The sequence below is a fragment of the Neisseria iguanae genome (assembly GCF_003013245.1).
Classification (GTDB): Bacteria; Pseudomonadota; Gammaproteobacteria; order Burkholderiales; family Neisseriaceae; genus Neisseria; species Neisseria iguanae.
The window spans coordinates 1-19747 of sequence record NZ_PXYY01000018.1 but is presented as its reverse complement, the minus strand read 5'-3'; the positions used below and the strand labels follow the sequence as shown (position 1 = coordinate 19747).

The 19747-nt window shown below is 50.5% G+C and carries 16 protein-coding genes and 2 tRNA genes; 4 read left to right on the top strand and 14 right to left on the bottom strand.

Annotated features, from left to right (window positions below; all coding sequences use genetic code 11):
* Positions 1 to 197 precede the first annotated feature (197 nt).
* Entirely contained in the window at positions 198 to 404 is a 207-nt protein-coding gene (gene rpoZ / locus C7N83_RS04600; protein ID WP_106740963.1) for a DNA-directed RNA polymerase subunit omega, read from the bottom strand.
* Between the two features lie 53 nt (positions 405 to 457).
* Positions 458 to 1075, bottom strand: coding sequence for a guanylate kinase (gmk, locus tag C7N83_RS04595; protein WP_106740961.1), 618 nt, complete (start codon positions 1073 to 1075; stop codon positions 458 to 460).
* Between the two features lie 141 nt (positions 1076 to 1216).
* Here gmk and C7N83_RS04590 point away from each other — a divergent pair, with 141 nt between their 5' ends.
* Together C7N83_RS04590 and C7N83_RS04585 are read left to right on the top strand one after the other, a co-directional pair.
* Positions 1217 to 1777 (top strand): adenine phosphoribosyltransferase, encoded by a 561-nt coding sequence (locus C7N83_RS04590; protein ID WP_106740959.1) that lies wholly within the window; start codon positions 1217 to 1219, stop codon positions 1775 to 1777.
* A 182-nt stretch (positions 1778 to 1959) separates the two neighbouring features.
* On the top strand, positions 1960 to 3807 hold the full coding sequence (locus C7N83_RS04585; RefSeq protein ID WP_106740958.1) for a lytic transglycosylase domain-containing protein: 1848 nt from the start codon (positions 1960 to 1962) through the stop codon (positions 3805 to 3807).
* Positions 3808 to 3860: 53 nt separating this feature from the next.
* Here the strand turns inward: C7N83_RS04585 and C7N83_RS04580 are convergent, their stop codons facing one another.
* The 11 genes from C7N83_RS04580 to C7N83_RS04535 form a co-directional block, all read right to left on the bottom strand.
* Positions 3861 to 4514 (bottom strand): response regulator, encoded by a 654-nt coding sequence (locus tag C7N83_RS04580; protein WP_106740956.1) that lies wholly within the window; start codon positions 4512 to 4514, stop codon positions 3861 to 3863.
* The gene (locus tag C7N83_RS04575; RefSeq protein ID WP_106740955.1) at positions 4511 to 6409 is read right to left on the bottom strand and encodes a type IV pili methyl-accepting chemotaxis transducer N-terminal domain-containing protein; all 1899 of its coding nucleotides are present in this window, start codon (positions 6407 to 6409) and stop codon (positions 4511 to 4513) included. The genes C7N83_RS04580 and C7N83_RS04575 overlap by 4 nt, the downstream gene beginning before the upstream one ends.
* Positions 6410 to 6504: 95 nt before the next feature.
* On the bottom strand, positions 6505 to 7887 hold the full coding sequence (locus C7N83_RS04570; RefSeq protein ID WP_106740953.1) for a NarK family nitrate/nitrite MFS transporter: 1383 nt from the start codon (positions 7885 to 7887) through the stop codon (positions 6505 to 6507).
* A 126-nt stretch (positions 7888 to 8013) separates the two neighbouring features.
* The gene (locus C7N83_RS04565; RefSeq protein ID WP_106740952.1) at positions 8014 to 9237 is read right to left on the bottom strand and encodes an MFS transporter; all 1224 of its coding nucleotides are present in this window, start codon (positions 9235 to 9237) and stop codon (positions 8014 to 8016) included.
* 92 nt (positions 9238 to 9329) lie between these two features.
* Complete coding sequence (narI, locus tag C7N83_RS04560; RefSeq protein ID WP_106740950.1) at positions 9330 to 10013, bottom strand: respiratory nitrate reductase subunit gamma; 684 nt, start codon at positions 10011 to 10013, stop codon at positions 9330 to 9332.
* A gap of 13 nt (positions 10014 to 10026) precedes the next feature.
* Positions 10027 to 10686, bottom strand: a complete 660-nt coding sequence (gene narJ, locus C7N83_RS04555; RefSeq protein WP_425437492.1) for a nitrate reductase molybdenum cofactor assembly chaperone — start codon at positions 10684 to 10686, stop codon at positions 10027 to 10029.
* Positions 10686 to 12251 (bottom strand): nitrate reductase subunit beta, encoded by a 1566-nt coding sequence (gene narH, locus C7N83_RS04550; RefSeq protein WP_106740947.1) that lies wholly within the window; start codon positions 12249 to 12251, stop codon positions 10686 to 10688. The genes narJ and narH overlap by 1 nt, the downstream gene beginning before the upstream one ends.
* Before the next feature lie 130 nt (positions 12252 to 12381).
* Positions 12382 to 16053 (bottom strand): nitrate reductase subunit alpha, encoded by a 3672-nt coding sequence (locus C7N83_RS04545; RefSeq protein ID WP_106740945.1) that lies wholly within the window; start codon positions 16051 to 16053, stop codon positions 12382 to 12384.
* 381 nt (positions 16054 to 16434) lie between these two features.
* Positions 16435 to 17226, bottom strand: a complete 792-nt coding sequence (locus C7N83_RS04540) for a Cof-type HAD-IIB family hydrolase (RefSeq protein ID WP_106740944.1) — start codon at positions 17224 to 17226, stop codon at positions 16435 to 16437.
* 182 nt (positions 17227 to 17408) lie between these two features.
* Positions 17409 to 17813, bottom strand: coding sequence for a hypothetical protein (locus tag C7N83_RS16725; RefSeq protein WP_342747590.1), 405 nt, complete (start codon positions 17811 to 17813; stop codon positions 17409 to 17411).
* Positions 17741 to 18670: a 3'-5' exonuclease gene (locus C7N83_RS04535; protein ID WP_342747589.1), complete on the bottom strand. Its 930-nt coding sequence runs from the start codon at positions 18668 to 18670 to the stop codon at positions 17741 to 17743. The genes C7N83_RS16725 and C7N83_RS04535 overlap by 73 nt, the downstream gene beginning before the upstream one ends.
* A 246-nt stretch (positions 18671 to 18916) precedes the next feature.
* On the opposite strand from C7N83_RS04535, the gene C7N83_RS04530 reads away from it, so the two are divergent.
* A tRNA-Arg gene (locus tag C7N83_RS04530) sits at positions 18917 to 18993 on the top strand.
* Between the two features lie 19 nt (positions 18994 to 19012).
* Positions 19013 to 19087 (top strand) — tRNA-Glu (locus C7N83_RS04525).
* Between the two features lie 527 nt (positions 19088 to 19614).
* On the opposite strand, the gene C7N83_RS04520 is transcribed toward C7N83_RS04525, so the two are convergent.
* Positions 19615 to 19747, bottom strand: a 133-nt coding sequence (locus C7N83_RS04520; RefSeq protein WP_211296579.1) for a transposase, incomplete at its 5' end; no start/stop codon positions are given.

Sequence of the window (19747 nt, the reverse complement as noted above, 5' to 3'; positions counted from 1 at the left end):
CGGCCTCTCTTGAGTTGGATAGTTTGATGGCAGGGGATATCGGTTGATCCAAAGAAGCGGTAAATATTATCGGCAGGCGGATACGGTGTTGAATGCACTGCTTGCCATATTGTTATATCGAAATTAAGCGGACAAACAACCGCGCAATTGGCGCGCGGTTGGATTTGCGCGCCAACCTAAGCGACAGCGCAGGGATTCTATTTATTGCGAGACAGCAATTCAGTACCGATCTGGCCGGCAGCCACTTCGCGCAGTGCGGTAACAGTCGGTTTGTTGTTGCGGATGTCGTCAACCAAAGGTTGGTTGCCGTTTTCCAATTGGCGCGCGCGGCGGGCGGCAATCAAGGTCAAATCGAAATGGTTAGGGATTTTCGGGGTGCAGTCTTCGGTGGTGATACGTGCCATATTGTTTGCTTTCTTTCAAAAAAATGAATCGGATAGCGTATTTTCGCTGTTTTTTAGAAATTTTCCAACAGATTTGTGAGAAAAGTCTGTTGGGCGGATTTTTTCAGACGGCCTGATCTGATGATATGCAGTAAATCGGCTTCAGCAACATCCAAATCTTCATTGACAACAATATAATCAAAATCAAAGGCTTGTTCGATTTCGTAGTGGGCTTGAGCCAAGCGGGTGGCGATGATTTCTTCGCTGTCGGTGGCACGGCTTTTCAGACGGCTTGCCAAGATTTCAAACGACGGCGGCAAAATGAAGATGCCGATAGATTCGGGCAGGGTGCGGCGCACTTGCTCTGCCCCTTGTACGTCGATTTCTAAAATTATATCAAAACCTTGCCCGCTCAATTGGTTAACCGCGGCAATGCTGGTACCGTAGTAATTGCCGAACACATTGGCGTGTTCCAAAAAGGCTTTTTGCTCAATCAATGATTCGAAATTTTCTTTGGGAACAAAATGATAATGTACACCGTGTTGCTCGCCTTCACGTGGCGGGCGGGTGGTGTGGGAAACCGACACGCGCAAATCGCTGTTATTTTTCAAAAGACGCGAAACCAGGGTGGTTTTGCCGGTGCCGGAAGCGGCGGAGATGATGAAAATATTACCTTTTTGGGTTTGTTGCATGATACTTTTGCCATGAGATATTTTCGATAAATTATAGCACGGTACATGGCAGATTTGGATTTTCAGACAACCTCAGCATCGGCAGCATAAATCTGCTACAATGCGACGTTGGAAATGAAACTTGAATACTGGAAGACAAACATGTTGATTCATCCTGAGGTGATGGGCGTTGATGCCTTGGCGGAAAAAATCCGTAAAATTGAAAACTGGCCGCAAAAAGGCATTTTATTTCATGATATTACGCCGGTTTTGCAAAGTGCGGAATATTTCCGTTTGCTGGTTGATTTGCTGGTTTACCGCTATATGGGGCAGAAAGTTGATGTGGTGGCAGGCGTGGATGCACGCGGCTTTATTATCGGTGCGGCCTTAGCGTATCAATTGAATGTGGGGTTTGTGCCGATTCGTAAAAAAGGCAAATTGCCATTTGATACCGTTTCGCAAAGTTACACTTTGGAATACGGTGAGGCCGTGGTGGAAATCCACACTGATGCGATTAAATCGGGCGCACGCGTGTTGCTGGTTGATGATTTGGTGGCCACCGGAGGCACCATGCTGGCCGGTGTGGAGCTGATTCGCAAGTTGGGTGGTGACGTGATTGAAGCGGCGGCGATTTTGGAATTTACCGATTTGACCGGCGGCAAGAAAATCCGCGAGGCTGGTGTGCCGCTGTTTACGCTGTGTCAAAACGAAGGCTGCATGTAATATTTGTCTCATGATAAAAGGCCGTCTGAAAAAACGTATGATTTTCAGGCGGCCTTGTTCTTGTGGTACCCAGTCCGGCAAAAAATGTAAATATCAGTTTGCAATTCGGATATTCCTCATAAATCATTTAGAATGTGGAAACCTGCCGACAATAAATTGATACTTTGAAGAAGAAAGACGACATGGACGTACAACGCATATTTACTTTGTCGCTGGGCGTATTGGGATTAACTGTATTAGCCGCCTGCACTTCGCAAAACAAACCGGCCGTTACCCGCGAATCACGTGCGGAGGATCAGGCTCCGGCTTCGATTCCGTCGCGCCGTGTCGACAGCCAGTCAAAAATTTTATCCGATTTCAGCCAATACGAAAGCGCATTGGCTGCTGCTAAAAGCGGCGATGATGCATGGGCGCAGCAATACTTGGCACAAGCCGGTAACAGTGCAATGGCGGAAACCGTGCGCAACGAATGGCTGAAAAGCTTGGGTGCGCGGGGTCAATGGCCGGTGTTCCAACAAGAATACAGAAAATTGGAAGCGGCAGGACGTTCGCAAGAAGTGGAATGTTATGCCGATTTGGGCAGCGGCAATTATACTAAAATTGCTGATTTGGTTCGTGAAACCGCCCGCCTGTCTCAAGGCTGCACCCGTTTGGTGGAGGTGGCTGCCGCATCAGGCCGTCTGAAAGCCGGTGACGCATGGCGTCGTGTGCGCGGTTTGCTGAGCAACAACCAAATCACCGATGCGCGGAATTTGGCTGCGGCACTGGGCAGCCCGTTTGACAGCGGTGCGCAAGGTGCGCAGGAATACCGTTTGCTGTCGGTTATCGGCAAAGAAGCACGTAAATCGCCTTCTGCCGCCGCCAGCTTGTCAGCGATGGAAGGCAGTTTGAGCTGCGCCCAAAGCAGTTTTGCGTGGGGTGTACTGGGTTGGCATCAGGCTTACAGTCAAAATATGGCCGCCGCTTTAGGTTACTATGGCCGCGTTACCGACCGAAAACAATTAACTGATGAGCAATTCGAATGGTATGCCCGCGCAGCTTTGCGTTTGCAACGCTGGAATGAATTATCGGGCGTGATTCAAGACATGCCGGGCAAACTGCAACAATCGCCGACTTGGCAGTACTGGCTGGCACGCAGCTATGCCGCACAGGGCAACAGCTCGCGCGCCAAATCATTGTATGAACAAGCCGCTGCTTCAGGTCGCAATTTTTATGCAGTGTTGGCCACCGAAGAATTGGGTCGCCGAATCAGCACCAAAAATAATGTTGGTAACGCCAATCGCAGCGATGTCACCCGCATGGCGAAAGATGGCGCCATCAACCGAGGATTGACTTTGTTTAAAGCCAGCCAAGCCGGCGGCAACAGCAAAATGCGCCGTCAGGCACAGGCAGAATGGCGTTATGCGACACGCGGTTTCAGTGAAGATAATCTGCTCATTGCGGCGCAATTGGCCTATGACAACCAGTTCTACGACATGGCTATTAACACCGCTGACCGAACCGACCATAAATTGAACTACAACTTGCGTTACTTGTCGCCGTTTAAAGATACCACCGTGCGTTACGCCAACCAAGCGGGTGTTGATCCGGCATGGGTTTACGGCTTGATTCGTCAGGAAAGCCGCTTTGTGATGGACGCGCAATCGCATGTTGGTGCGCAAGGTTTGATGCAGGTAATGCCTGCGACGGCACGCGAAATCGCCGGTAAAATCGGCATGAGCAGCAGCGAACTTTACACCATGGACGGCAACATCCGCATGGGAACATGGTACATGGCCGATGCCCGTCGCAATCTGCAAAACAACGAAGTGTTGGCAACAGCTGGTTACAACGCAGGCCCAAGCCGCGCACGCAGATGGCAGGCTTCAACGCCTTTGGAAGGCGCGATTTACGCCGAAACCATTCCGTTTACCGAAACGCGTGATTATGTGAAAAAAGTGATGACCAATGCGACTTACTATGCGTCATTGTTTAATGAGCCGCAAACTTCATTGAAACGCCGCATGGGTACGATTCCGGCACGTTATTAAGATTGAATGCAAAACAAAAAAGGCTGTCTGAATATTTTCAGACGGCCTTTATGTTATTTATCGGCTTCGGAAACCAAGTTATGCTGTATCGCATAAACGGCGGCTTGTACGCGGCTGCTTAAATTGAGTTTTCTCAAGATGCTTTGCACATAAGCCTTGATGGTAGATTCGGCTAAATTCAAATGCTTGGCAATGACTTTATTGCTGTGGCCGATAGCCAGATATTTTAGGGTTTCCAGTTCGCGCGGGGTCAGCGATTCTAGGGCATTGGGCGTATTTTCCTGCACTGGATTGATAAGCGACTGCACCAAATGAGCGGTCATTTCAGGTGAAAACACGCTATCGCCGTTAGCGGCTTTGGCAATGGCATTAATGAGAAAATCGGCATCAATGTTTTTGAGCAGAAAACCCTGTGCCCCCAGCTTCATGCATTCGATTAAATCATCGCTGTCTTCTGACACGGTGAGCATCACCACTTTTTGCGATGGGTTGCTGCTGAGAATTTGTCCAAGCGCTTCGCGGCCGTTCATTACCGGCATATCCAAATCCAATAAGACTACATCAGGGTGAAGCTGTTCGACCAGTTTGACACCGCTGAGACCGTCTTCGGCTTCGCCGATGATTTCAAAATCTGCTTCGCCTAACACGGATTTGATGCCGCGTCGAAACAGCGTGTGATCGTCAATCAAAACAATGCTTGTGCTCATTCTAAAATTCTTTCTTTTTTCGTTAGTAACAGCGAAATCGTGGTCTGGCCGGGCTGGGAGGCCACGTTTAAATCGGCGTGGATGCGTTGTGCGCGTTCAAACATGATGTTCAGTCCGACGTGGCCGTTTTCGGTAAAATCATTCAAATCGGCGGTATCGAAACCGCAGCCGTTGTCTTGGATTTTCATTTCAAAATCATCCTGATTGTGAAATGAAACATTCACCCGCGTGGCCTGCGCGTGTTTGCGGATATTCGACAGGCTTTCCTGCAAAATGAAGATAAACTGTAATTGCTGCTCGGCGGTCAGTAGGGGGCCGTTGTCCTGCCAGTCGGTGACAATATCGATTTGTGTTTGTTGGCGGAAGCGGGTAATCAAACGTTCGACTGCGTCGTTGAATTCGTTATGGGTGATTTTGGTGCGGAAGTTCAACAGTAATTCGCGCACATCTTCATAGCATTCTTGCACGCCTTCTTTGATAAATTGCAGCTTTTCATTGACCTTGGCATCTTGGTTCAAACCGGATTTTCCCAAGGCTTTGTCGAGCATTTGGATTTGCAGGTTTAAAAAGGTCAGGGTTTGGGCGATGCTGTCGTGCAGCCCTTGTGCAATCAGGTTACGCTCTTGTAATACGGCAAGTTGGCGGTTTTCAATGCCCAAACGCAGGTTGCTCACGGTGATGGCCAATTGCCGGCAAAGCGATTCGAACAGGTGGTCGTCGCCGTTATCAGTGTCGGCATGGCTGAAATAGAGTGTCATCATACCTAAATCCACACCGTTGCTGCTGATTTTGAATACGCGCAAAAAGTGGAAGCCGGATTGGCTGCACAAAGGTTCGGCTACTGCTTGATTTTTAGGCAGTGTTTTGTAGAAGCTGACCGTTTGGTCGCCGGATTGGTTCACTGCTTGGCCGCAGCTGCATTCTTCAAGTTTGCGGCAGGCTTCGGCGCTTTGCAGATTTTCGGGCAAGCCGGAATGCGCAATCAAATCCATGCGTTTGCGCTGGAAGTCAATCAAGCGGATACTGCCTGCTTGTGCTGGAGTCATATCCATGATTTTATTTAAGAAGCCTTCGGCCGCTTCGGCAACGGTTTGCGCCTGGCTCAATAAATGGCTGAAATAATAGAGTGTTTCCAGCGTATGGTTTTTTTGTGCCAAATCATAGGTTTTGTCGGCAACCTGCTGCTCTAGGTTCTGATAAAGATTGTGCAGGCGGGTACTCATTTGGTTGAAGCCGTGATCCACTTCGGCAAATTCGGTGACGTTTTCAATCGGTACTTGTTTGCCGAGTTGGCCGTCGTGAATTGCGGTCACGCCATTTTGCAGGTGGGTGAGCGGCAGAATAATCCAGCGGTAGAGCAGGGACACCATAATCATCGAGCTGATGCTGACCAAACCCAGCAGCATCAGCTGGAAAATACGCAATTTGTTAAGGTATCGGTTGTTGACGATTTCAATCGATTTGGCCAGGGTATCGATGGATTGGATAAAAGGCGGGATTTTGGTGCGGTTGAAGGCCAAATGCCGGGTCGAAATGGTTTGAAACCACGGTTTGACGTCGTTGGCCCAAGTGTGTTTCAAGACGGCAAGATTGGCTTGCACATCTTCATCATCGGGCAGAAACAGCGGCCGTTCGGGTACGCCGTTACTCAAGTCGGAAAGGGTTTGGTCGAAATCTTCGATGTAGTGGTCGATTTCCGATTGCGGCGCGCGACTGTTGAGCAGCAGGCCCAAGCGGTAAGTTTGCATGCGCAGGCTGCCGGTATCGTTGATCGCGGCGGCTCCGCCTTCCAAACGCCACGACAAAATCAGCGTCAAAACAATTGAAGCTGCCGCCGAAATCAGCCACAGCAGCGTTAACAGTTTCAAGCGGGTGGAAAGGCGTTGGGGCAGCATATCGGTACTCGGTTACAAACTTTTCAACATTTAATCAGCTATATTAACAGGTTTGGACGGCCTGTGCATGAGGCCGTCTGAAAACCATGATTAGGCTAACATTTTACTTCCGCCTGTGCGCGGGTGTAATACCACCAGTTCAACAGGAGGCAGATGACGTAAAATGCGATAAAGCCGTATAAAGCCATATTGACGCTGCCGGTGAGGGCGATGGATGTGCCGTAGCTTTTTGGAATGAAAAAGCCGCCGTATGCCGCAAACGCACCGGTAAAACCAGCCACCGCAGCGCCTTCTTTACCGGCATTGATTAAAGCTTGCTTGCGGCTGATGATGCCTTGTTCGGCAAAACGCTGCTGCTGAATCAGGAAGATAATCGGAATCTGCATAAAGGTTGAACCGTTGCCGATGCCGGTCAGCGCGAAAAGCGCCAAGAAACAGGCAAAGAAGCCCCAGAAATTACCGCCATGGCCGTCTGACGGCAGGAAAAACAGTACCCCGGAAACGGCAATAATCATGCCGGCAAACACCCATTGCGTGATTTTTGCGCCGCTTTGGAGTTTATCCGACAGCCAGCCGCCAAAAGGGCGCACCAGTGCGCCGACCAAGGGGCCGATAAAGGCGTATTTCACCGGGTCGACGCCGGTAAACTGGCTTTTGGTCAGTAATGGAAAGCCGGCAGCAAAGCCCAAAAACGAACCGAACGTGCCCAAATAAATGATGCACATAATCCAATTGTGTTTGCGCTTGAAAATCACCGCCTGATCTTTGAAGCTGGCTTTTGCGCCGGCCAAATCATTCATGCCGAACCAGGCAGCAATGGTGGAAATGATGATAAACGGCACCCACACAAAGCCTGCGTTTTGCAGCCAGATTTGTTTGGTTACGCCGTCTTTAACCCAAGTTTGCGGTTCGCCGCCCAAGCTGCCGAACAAGGCGGCGGTAATGACCAGCGGCACCAGGAATTGGGCCACCGATACGCCCAAATTGCCCAAACCCGCGTTCAAACCCATCGCCGTACCTTTTTCTGCTTTCGGATAAAAGAAGCTGATGTTGGCCATACTGGACGAGAAATTACCGCCGCCAAAGCCGCACAATAAAGCCAAAATCAGCATGGTGGTATAGCTGGTGTCGGGGTTTTGTACCGCCAAACCCAAACCGATGGCAGGCAGCAACAGGCTGGCGGTAGAAATTGCTGTCCAACGGCGGCCGCCAAAGATGGGCACCAAAAACGAATAGAAAATCCGCAAAGTCGCACCCGACAAAGCCGGCATGGCTGCGAGCCAGAAAAGTTGGTTTTCATTGTATTGGAAACCGATGGACGGCAGGTTAATCACCGCCACGCTCCACACCTGCCAAATGGCAAACGCCAGCATCAGCGCAGGAATGGAAATCCATAAATTTCGGGAAGCGGTTTTCTTACCGCCGTTTTGCCAGAAGCCGGCATCTTCCGGCCGCCAGTCTTGAATTAAACGCGACATCGCGTTGCTCCTTATGATGATTTCAAACAGGCCGTCTGAAACCGCAAAATATTTCAGACGGCCTTAAAAAGGGTTGATTGAGGGTGTCTGAAAGGCAATACAATCATTCAGACAGACTGAAGGTATTTATTCTTGGCGTTTGCCTTTGAACGAAAAATGCATCCAAATCAGCGAAATGCAGACTGTGCCGTAAAGCAGCATAAAGGCAGTCGAGCGGATACCGGTGAAGTCCAACAGTGCGCCGAACATAATCGGCAATAAGAAGCCACCCATGCCGCCAGCCAAGCCGACAGCGCCGGAAACTGCGCCTATGTTGTCGGGATAATCATTGGCCACGAATTTAAATACAGATGCTTTACCTACCGCCATTGCAATACCGGCGGCAAACATCAGCAAAGTAAACACGGTCACGTTTAAGCCAATGCTCATACTCATCGGGCCTTTAGCCGTCTGAATCACCATTTCGGTTTGCGGGTAAGACAAGATAAAGAAACATACCCACAATACCCACATTACACCCCAAGTTACCTTATACGCGCCGTATTTGTCGGAAAGATAGCCGCCCAAAGCGCGCAACACACCGCCCGGCAACGAAAAGCAGGCAGCCAAGAAAGCGGCCGTCTGAATGGTTAGGCCGTATTCGTCAATGTAGTATTTGGTCATCCACAACGACAAGCCCACATAACCGCCGAACACTACCGAATAATATTGGCTGTAACGCAATACGCCCGGGTCTTTCAAAAGCAGCAATTGCTCTTTCAGGCTGATGTTGGACGACACCAAGTGTTTCGGGTCGTGGTAGCTGGTAAACCAAAACAAAACCGCCGTACCCAACATCACCGCTGCGTAAACGGTCGGCACGAAATGCCAAGTGCCGTAAGCAATTAAAGCAGGGGCGAGGAATTTATTGGCGGCGGCCCCGGCGTTACCCGCACCGAACACGCCCATTGCCAAACCTTGCTGCGCTTTCGGGAACCAACGCGCCACATAAGGCGTGCCGACCGAAAACGAGCCGCCGGCCAGACCCATCATCAGGCCAATAAGCAGAAACTGCCAGTAAGCATCGGCATATTTCATCAGGAAAATCGCCGGTACACTCAGCATCATCAGCACAAACATCACAATGCGGCCGCCGTAACGGTCGGTCCAAATGCCCAGCGGCACGCGAATCAGCGAGCCGGATAACACCGGCAAAGCCGCCAGAATACCGAATTCGGTTTCAGACAAACCCAGTTCGTTTTTTACTGGAATGCCGACCACTGCCATCATCATCCAAATCATGAAGCAGACGGTAAATGCGAAGGTGCTGGTAATCAGCACGGAATAGCGTTTATAAATTTCGGAGGCCATTATCCTCCCTGCCTTTCTTAATATGGTTTGATACAAATTCTGATTGGGCTTTCAGACGGCCTTGAATTAAAAAGGCCGTCTGAAAAACCGGATTAACGGCGGCGCACCAACTGCCATGCGCGTCCGACGTAAGCCACGCTGGCAAAACCGCTCCATACGTGCACCATGCGGGTAAACGGGAAAATGAAGAAGAAGGTCATGCCCATGAAAATATGCAGTTTGAACAGGAAATTTACGTCTGCCAGATACGTTGCCGCGCCTCCGCGGAAGGTGGCAATGTGTTGTGCCCAGCGCATGAGTTTCACCATTTCATGACCGTCGAGATGACCCATACTGACGAAGATGGTACATAAACCGAGCAGCAGGGTAATCAGCAGCCAAATCAACACCAATTTATCCTGCCAAGCGCTGTTGGCATTGATGCGGTCGATTTTGAAACGGCGCAGAATCAGTACAATCAGACCGATGAGCGCCGTCACGCCGAATATGCCGCCCATCACCATGGCAAACACCTGTTTCGCGCCGTGGCTCACGCCAATGGCATCCCAAAACCACAATGGGGTCAGCAGGCCGAACAAGTGGCCGAAAAATACCGCCAAAATGCCGACGTGCATCAAAATGCTGCCCAAGCGCAATTGGCCGTGGAAAAGCAGTTGGCTCGAATCACTCTTCCACGAATATTGTTCACGGTCGAAGCGTACCAAGCTGCCCAAGAGAAACACGGCCAGACAGATATACGGGTAAATGCCGAAGAAAAATTGATTGAAGGTATTCATGATTTATCCTCTTTTAAGGGCGTGTGCCAAGGCTGCCCTTGGGGTAAAACCGTACGGTTTCGATACTGGGTTTCAACAAAGGCTCCACGCCTGCGATATCAGAGCCGAACATTTCCATAGCTTCATCCATGTCGCGCACTGGCGGCTCGATTAAGGCTTTCGGTTCGACCGGTGTGAGGGCGGCAGCGGCTTGAAGCAGGGCGGCATAAGGCGATCGGGCAGTTTCGAGTTTGGCGGCAATATGCGCAATCACATGAGCCGCATCGCCGAGAATTTTCTGCGCGTCTGCTTCGGGAATAAACGAAAGAAATTCCAATACTGCAGGCAGGTAATCCGGCAATTCTTCATCACCCAATTCAAAACCGTGGCGGCGGTATTCTTCGATCAAATCCACCATCGCACTGCCGCGGTCGCGGTCTTCACCGTAAATATGCTCAAAGAGATACAGCGCCTGCTGGCGGTTGTGGTCGAAATTGCGTACATAATATTCCTGCAACTCGCGCAGGGAAGTATTGCCTAAATAATCCAAAAATGCTTGTAATGCTTCGTGTTTCGGATTGAGTTCCGGCCATTCGTTTAAGGCCGTCTGAAACTCGGGCAAGGTATCAACCAGCTCCTGCTCGGGATAACACATCAAGGCCGACAGCCATTTATAAACCAAAGGATTGTTCATCAATGCACTCCTTCTTCGCGTTCTTCGCGGTTTTTCTCGTTATCCTTGCGCAAACCATGGAACACAATCGGCGCGGCTTTGCGTTTGCCGAACAAGCTTTCGCTGCTTTCACCGCCCGAACAGCCGTTACCGAAGGTGAAGCTGCAGCCTTTTTCATTAAAAGTTTCTTCAACCATTTCTTTATGACTGGTCGGAATCACAAAGCGGTCTTCATAGTTGGCAATCGCCATGACTTGATACATTTCTTCCACTTGCGCGGGGGTCAGTCCGGTGCCGTCTAAGGATTGCTCCAGCGTTTCGCCGTATACCACTTGGCCGCGTTTGAAGCGGCGCATGGCAATCGTGCGTTCGAGTGCGTCTTTAATCGGCTCGATTTTGCCTGCGGTCAACAAGTTGGCCAGATAACGCAGCGGAATGCGCATCTCATCAACGCTCGGAATAATACCGTTTTCACCGACTAAACCGTTTTCGATGGCAGATTGAACCGGTGACAAAGGCGGCACATACCAAACCATCGGCAGCGTGCGGTATTCAGGGTGCAGCGGGAAAGCGATTTTCCATTCCATCGCCATTTTGTATACCGGTGAGCGCTTGGCTGCTTCCAGCCAGCTTTGGTTGATGCCTTGTTCCAATGCCTGACGTTGCACTTCAGGGTCGTTAGGATTCAGGAATACGCCCAATTGCGATTCATACAAATCTTGCGGATTCTCAACCGAAGCGGCTTCTTCGATTTTGTCGGCGTCATACAGCAAGACGCCCAAATAGCGGATACGGCCGACGCAGCTCTCCGAGCAGACGGTAGGCTGGCCGCTTTCGATGCGCGGATAGCAGAAGGTACATTTTTCCGCTTTGCCGGAGGTCCAGTTGTAGTAGATTTTTTTGTAAGGGCAGCCGGATACGCACATGCGCCAGCCGCGGCATTTGTCTTGGTCGATCAATACGATACCGTCGTCTTCACGTTTGTAGATGCTGCCGGAAGGGCAGGAGGCCACGCAGGTCGGATTCAGACAGTGTTCGCACAAACGCGGCAGATACATCATGAAGGTTTGTTCAAAAGCGGCGTGCATGTCTTTTTGAATGCCTTCAAACAGCACGTCTTTGGCGCGTTTTTCAAATTCACCGCCCAAATCGTCTTCCCAGTTGGGTCCCCATTCGACTTTGTCCATTTTCTTGCCGGTCAATACCGAAACGGGGCGCGCAGTCGGCGGCGTTTTCATTTTTGGTGCGTTTTGCAGATGTTCGTAGTCGTAAGTGAACGGCTCGTAGTAGTCGTCGATTTGCGGCATATTCGGGTTGGCAAAAATATTGGCCAAAATCTTCAATTTGCCGCCTTGTTTCGGCACCAGTTTGCCGTCAGGCTTGCGCACCCAGCCGCCGTTCCATTTTTCCTGATCTTCCCAGTTTTTCGGAAAGCCGATGCCGGGCTTGGTTTCCACGTTGTTGAACCATGCGTATTCCATGCCGTCGCGTGCCGTCCAGACGTTTTTACAGGTAACGGAGCAGGTGTGGCAGCCGATACATTTGTCGAGATTCAAAACCATGCCGATTTGCGCTCGGATTTTCATAATGGTGTTCCTTGTGTTTTGTGTTTCAGACGGCTTTCCAGCGGCCGCCTGAAAGATTTTTTATAGGGATGCCGTATTGCAGAAAGCGGTGTTCAGACGGCCTGTTGTTTTATCTTGGGCCGTCTGAAACTCAGGCCGGATCGTCCATCCAATCCACTTGGTTCATCTTGCGCACAATCACCCATTCGTCGCGGTTGGCGCCGACGGTGCCGTAGTAGTTGAAACCGTAAGCCTGTTGGGCGTAGCCGCCGATCATATGGGTCGGTTTCAATACGGTGCGGGTCACAGAATTGTGGATGCCGCCGCGTTTTTTCGACACTTCCCCCGCTGGGGTATGCACGATTTTTTCCTGCGCGTGATACATCAGAATCATGGTTTCCGGGATCCGCTGGCTCACTACCACTCGGCAGGCGATGGTGCCGTTAGCGTTGAATACTTCCACCCAGTCGTTATCCGTCAAGCCGGCGCGTTTGGCATCGGCTTCCGATATCCAAACATGCGGCCCCCCGCGCGAGAGTGTCAACATGCGGATGTTTTCCGAATACGTGGAGTGGATGCCCCATTTTTGGTGCGGTGTCAGGAAGTTGAGCGTGATTTCCGGATTACCGTTGGGGTATTTGCCCAAGAGTTTCTGCGTAGTTTTGAAATCGACCGGCGGTTTGTACACACACAAATGCTCGCCGAACGCACGCATCCAATGGTGGTCTTGGTAAAACTGCTGGCGGCCGGTAATCGTGCGCCACGGAATGAGCTCGTGCACGTTGGTATAACCGGCGTTGTAGCAGACTTCTTCGCTTTCTACGCCCGACCAGATCGGCGAGGAAACAATTTTGCGCGGCTGCGCCACAATGTCGCGGAAGCGGATTTGGGTATGCTCGCTGGCAGCAATCAAATGGGTATGGTCGCGGCCGGTGGCTTTACCCAAGGCCTGCCATGCTTTCATTGATACATGGCCGTTGGTTTCCGGTGCCAGCGTCAGAATCATCTCGGCCGCATCGATGGCGGTTTCGAGTTTGGGCTGCCCTTTGCCTACGCCTTCGGCACGCGTGCCGTTGAGTTTGCGCAGGAATTCGACTTCATGACCGGTTTGCCATGCCAAGCCTTTACCGTTGTTGTTGATTTTTTCCAACAACGGACCGATAGACGTGAATTTTTCATATACCGCGCCGTAATCGCGTTCAACCATGGTAATTGCCGGCATGGTTTTGCCCGGAACTGGTTCGCATTCGCCGTGTTTCCAGTCTTTCGGGTCAAACGGTTGCCCCATTTCCTGCGGGCTGTCGTGCATGAGCGGGGTCAAAACGATGTCTTTGCGTATACCCAGGTAATCTTTGGCGATTTCGCTGAATTTTTTCGCCAAACCTTTGTAGATTTCCCAGTCGGATTTGCTTTGCCACAACGGTTGCACCGCTTCGGTAAGCGGATGGATGAACGGATGCATGTCGGATGTGTTCAAATCGTCTTTTTCATACCAAGTTGCGGTCGGCAAAATGACGTCGGCGTACAAACAGGTCGTGTTCATACGGAAATCAAGCAGGGTGAGTAAGTCGAGTTTGCCTTCTGCTGCAGGGCGCACAGTGATTTCAGACGGCGTGATGCAGTCTTCCTCATCGCTCAAAACCGCGTTTTGAGTACCCAGCAGGTATTTCAGGAAATATTCATGGCCTTTGCCGGATGAGCCGAGAAGGTTGGAACGCCATACAAACAGGTTACGTGGGAAATTTTTCGGATTGTCGGGGTCGTTACAGGCCATGTCGATGCTGCCGTCTTTCAAGCCGTTGACGACATAATCGGCCGGACTCACGCCTGCGGCTTCAGCAGCATCCGCCACGTCGAGCGGATTTTGCGTCAGTTGCGGTGCAGAAGGCAGCCAGCCCATGCGTTCGGCTTTGGCGTTGTAGTCAATCATCGACATGTTCGGCATTTTGTCGCCGAAGCCCGGCGCAAGGATTTCATCCACGCCCAATTTTTCATGCCGCCATTGGCTGGTGTGGGCATAGAAAAACGATGTGCCGTTCATTTGGCGGGCAGGGCGTTGCCAGTCGAGTGCGAAGGTCAGCGGCGTCCAGCCGGATTGCGGACGCAGTTTCTCCTGACCCACATAGTGACACCAGCCGCCGCCGGATTTACCGATTGAGCCGCACATCATCAGCATGTTGATGATGCCGCGGTAGCTCATGTCCATGTGGTACCAGTGGTTCAAGCCGGCGCCGAGAATCACCATTGAGCGGCCTTGGGTATCGTGGGCGTTTTGGGCAAACTCGCGTGCCACTTGAATCACCAGTTTTGGATCGACCCCGGTGTGTTTTTGCTGCCAAGCAGGGGTGTAAGGTTTGTCTTCATTGTAATCTTTGGCGGCATTCGGGTCGTCCAAGCCGTGATCGACGCCATAGTTGGCAATCGTCAGGTCGAACACGGTCGCCACTAAAGTGGTGGAGCCGTCGGCCAATTGAATGCGTTTGGCTGGTACTTTGCGGTAAATCAGCTCGTCGTTGTCGCTGCCGAAATAGGTGAAGCCGACATTAACCACTTCATCGGCGTGCTCTTTCAGGCTCAGAGCTGCTTTCACGTCTCGGCCTTGCGCACGCGTTTCCAGATTCCATTTTTGGCTGCCGTCCCAGCGGAAACCTACAGAGCCGTTAGGTACCATCAGGCTGTCTGAAAGCCCGTCCCACGCCAATACTTTCCAATCAGGGTTTTGTTCTTCACCGAAATTGCCGTCAAGTGCGGAAGCACGCAGGAAATATTCCGGCTGGAAGCCCCGGCCGTCTTCTTTCAGACGTACCAGTATCGGCATGTCGGTCAGGCGGCGGACATAGTCTTGGAAATATTCAGACGGCTTGTCAAGATGGAATTCTTTTAAAATCACATGACCCATCGCCATCGCTAAGGCGGCATCGGTACCCTGTTTCGGTGCTAACCAAATGTCGCCAAACTTGGCCATTTCGCCATAATCGGAAGATACGGCCACGGTTTTGGTGCCTTTATAGCGGACTTCGGTGTAGAAGTGGGCATCGGGTGTGCGCGTCATGGGCACGTTGGAACCCCATACCAAGAGATAGTTGGCGTTGTACCAGTCGGCCGACTCGGCCACGTCGGTCTGTTCGCCCCAGGTTTGCGGACTGGCAGGCGGCAAATCGCAATACCAGTCGTAGAAAGAAAGCGGTACGCCGCCGATTAAGCCCAAATAGCGCGCCCCGGCAGCATAGCTTACCATTGACATCGCCGGGATCGGTGAGAAACCGATCACGCGGTCAGGGCCGTAGTTTTTGATGGTATAGGCATTGGCCGCCGCCACTAATTCATAGGCTTCATCCCAAGTCGAACGCACAAAACCGCCCAAGCCGCGTTGGGTTTTATAGGCTTTGGCACGGTCAGGGTTTTCCACAATGGATGCCCATGCTTCCACCGGCGACATGGTTTGGCGGGCATCGCGCCATATTTGCGCCAATACGCCGCGTAACATCGGATATTTCACGCGTTGGGCGGAATACACATACCAGCTGTAAGAAGCACCACGCGGACAGCCGCGCGGTTCGTGGTTGGGCAAATCAGGGCGGGTGCGCGGATAATCGGTTTGCTGGATTTCCCAAGTAATCAAACCGTTTTTCACAAAAATCTTCCACGAGCACGAACCGGTACAGTTCACGCCGTGGGTAGAACGTACTTCCTTATCGTGTGCCCAGCGGCTGCGGTAGGCGTTTTCCCACTTTCGGTCTTCCGTTGTGGTAGCTCCGTGGCCGTTGGCAAACGTTTCATGCTTTTGAGTGAAAAATTTCAATCGGTCTAAGAAATGGCTCATGGTCGTGTCCTCACTGGCGATGATTGCCGGATGTTTTATTATTGTTTAAGAATATAAATTGTAGGGCGAAAAATAACCACGCGCTTAAAGCATGAGGGAAGGGTATAAAACAGCGGTATTGGAAACCGACTTTCGGCGGTATGGAAATAAGCGCAAATAGCCGCACAGTCACAAATAAATAAAGAGAATGAATCTGTACGTATTGAAAAAAAAGTGTGCAAAACAGCGTAAAACCAATGAAAAACCGTCTGAAACTCATGCTCAGACAGCCTTGTTGATCAAATACAAATAAAAATACCACTACCTACTTTAGTAGGTAGTGGCGGGAAAAGGGAAGTATTTTTCAGAGGGCCTGTTAATCCGTCAATAAATCCGGACAGTTTAAATCACGCCCAAATCCTGCAAAGCGCGCAACACGCCGTCTTCGTCCACACTCGGGCAAACATAATCTGCCAGCGCTTTAACGGCTTCCTCACCGTTTCCCATCGCCACGCCGAAGCCGACGGCCTGCATCATTTCCACATCGTTAAAGCTGTCGCCGAATGCCATCACGTTTTTCATGTCGATGCCCAGTTTTGCAATCGCATGTTCAATACCGCGTGCTTTAGAGCCTTCTTGACACAGAATATCCACTGCATTTTCATGCCAGCGGGCGGTTTTGGCCCCCATTTGGGCAACCGCTGCATCGATTTCGGTATCTTTTTCCTGCTTATAAAAAGCCAAAAGCTGGTAAACCGGATGCTGCAGGTAATAGTATGCATCGACTTGATAAGACGAGACGATTCTCGACAATGCATCTTTCACCCAGGCAGTTTCTTCGGAAACAGCGATTTCGGCATGGTTCACAAAAGCATAGGCAATGTTCTGTTGCGCCAAAAAATCGCACACCGCCGCCGCTTTATCTGTCTCCATCGGATAGTGCTGTAAAGTTTTTCCCTGAAACTCAATATATTGGCCGTTGATGGTGACCAACATGTCAATGCCCGCTTCCTGAATCAAGGCTTTGACCTTTGCGGGAATGGCCACAGGTGGACGGCCGGTGGCAATGGCGGTCAAAATGCTGCGCTGTTTCAAGGCAGCCAAGGCTTCACCGACTGAAGGGCGCAGCGTATCGGTGTATTTGCGGTAAATGGTGTTGTCAATGTCGAAAAAAATGATTTTAGGGTTTTTCATGAGAAAAAAGGCCGTAAGGGAAATAGTTTCAGACGGCCTATTGTATAACACTCGTTGGATTGATGATATGGGTAGGGGGATTGATGAGTTTTGCTTTAAGAAACAAAACAAGCCACCTGAAAAAATAGATTATTTTTCAGACGGCTTGTTTTAAAAAACCATCATTCAAAGCCGTCTGAAACTCAATTCAGAATCTTGATGGTGGTTTTGCCTTGTTTGAATTTCGCTTTGATGATGGTGGGCAGCGTGTCATCGAAATACCAGCGGCCATCGGGCAGGGCAACGGCATTGGCGGTGCAGTGGAAGGTCAGCGTTTGGCCGGATAATTCATCTGTTTCACGAATGTCGATTTCGCGCGCTCTGCCCCAGTCGGCCACGGGCAGCAAAGGCGCAAGCGAGAGGATACGGCGGTTTTGCTGCTGCACGCCGTTTTCATCTTGGCATGTACCGCCGCATTGGCCGGTGGCCTGAATCGGACAAGGTTCGTTTTTAGCATTGGTTTCCGGTAGGGTATTCAGCGAATCAGGGCAAAGCCTGTGTTCCTGCGCCCATGCGGCCAAAGCGCGTTTGGCGCCTTTTCGGTGCAAAAAAAACCATAAGGGCGGCTGCTGCGAATGCCGTTGTTCATCGGTACCAATCGGGCCTTCAATACGCCGTGTTCATCCGGTAGAAATTGCACTGTGGTAAACGTGCGCACGGTTTCAGGCGGCCTGAGATTAAATTGCATCATGGCTTGTGCTTTCAACCACAAAGCATGCATCGGGCCGATGGCCGGTATAAAGCGGATAGAAGCTGCACTTTGCGCAAAACTTGGTATTTCTTTGCCGTTCAACATGGCAGCTACTTCAAAATAAGTGCGCGTATGCGATTGCACCGCCTGCGCCTGCCCCAATTTATCCAGCCAAACCAACACGCCTTCGCGGTCAGGCAGGGCATAAAGCTGCTCGGCCAAAGTATTGTGCAGCCAATTTGGCAGCATTTTAGGATTCAGCAATAGACGGCTGTGGTTGAGCCATTCTTCCTCGCCTTTTTCTTCTAGGCTTTTTTCCAAAAAATCTGCCAAAGCCAAAACATCCGTCATTGCGCGGTGGCGGTTTTCCACCAAAATATCCATGCGCTCGATGATACTATCGAGATTGTGTTTGTGAAACTGCAGATACAGACGACGTGACAATTGCACCGTGCACAAAGCCGGTGCGGCAAAATCAACGCCTATGCGTTGAAATTCATGGCGCAAAAAAGTGTAGTCAAAGCGGCTGTTGTGTGCCAGCAGCAGCGTACTATGTAAAAGCGGTAGCAAATCAGCAGCGATTTGCCCGAAAAACGGCGCATCTTTAACCAGCCCATCATCAATGCCTGTCAATCGGGTGATAAAATCCGAAATCGGCTGCTGCGGATTGACCAGCCACTCATAACGTTTGGCCTGACCGTTTGTAAAGCGCAATACAGCTACTTCAGTGACACGGTCTTGATAGGGATTGCCGCCGCGTTTCCAAATCTATCACTGCCACTGGTAAACCCAATCGGGAAAAAGCAACAGTTAAACGCGGCCAACGCGAAGCGTGCGCCATTTTTCTTTTCCTGTAAATTCAACAGACGAACGTACATTCTACACTTTTGGGGATTTTTTTCCAGTGAAATACTTGACAGGGTTTGAGTTTGTTTTTACAATTGCAATCTTTCTTTCAGCGCACCCGTAGCTCAGTTGGATAGAGTATCTGGCTACGAACCAGAGGGCCGGGCGTTCGAATCGCTCCGGGTGCGCCATGAGGAAAATCCTTCATCCGCGCCCATCGTCTAGCGGTTAGGACATCGCCCTTTCACGGCGGTAACCGGGGTTCGATTCCCCGTGGGCGTGCCAGTTACGTAATTAAAGCCTTGCTGAACAGCAAGGCTTTAATTTTTTTGTGCTTTAAAGTCAAACATATTGGATTCCGTTGAATTTCAATAAACAGTGAAATTTTTCAGACAGCCTTTGAACCCTTATTCAGGAGAACGATGTCCTGGCTTTAGCGGCAATGCTTTCAGACGGCCTTGAGGTTCATACTTGTCAGGTAATTGTGGGGCAATCCGGGCAAAAAGGTTTGCGGGTGTCTAAAGGGTTAAGAAATCATCAAAAGATGGTAAAAGGATTATCATTGAAAATGATATAAACCCATCATTCAACGGGCGGATATGCAGCACTTTACCTTCCAAACAACGGATGATCCCATTGCGGTCAAAGCCTAAAGCGTCAAGACACACGGCCTTGTTCCAATATATGGCAGGGGTGATAGGGGAAAAATGTTGAAATCGCCATTAGGGCGTATTCTCATTTTATGATGCGGTATCTTTTCGGCATAAAAAATCGTCTGCTGCGTTGGAAATGCGCGCAAGGTATCCGTATAGTCAATTAAATCCAGCATAAGACAGCAAAGCCGCCCAAAATGTCTCATAAACCAGTAAGGCTTTACGCAAGTGTTTTTTGATATTTCCCCATGTCTTTTCAATCGGATTTAAATCAGGAGAATAAGGCGGCAGG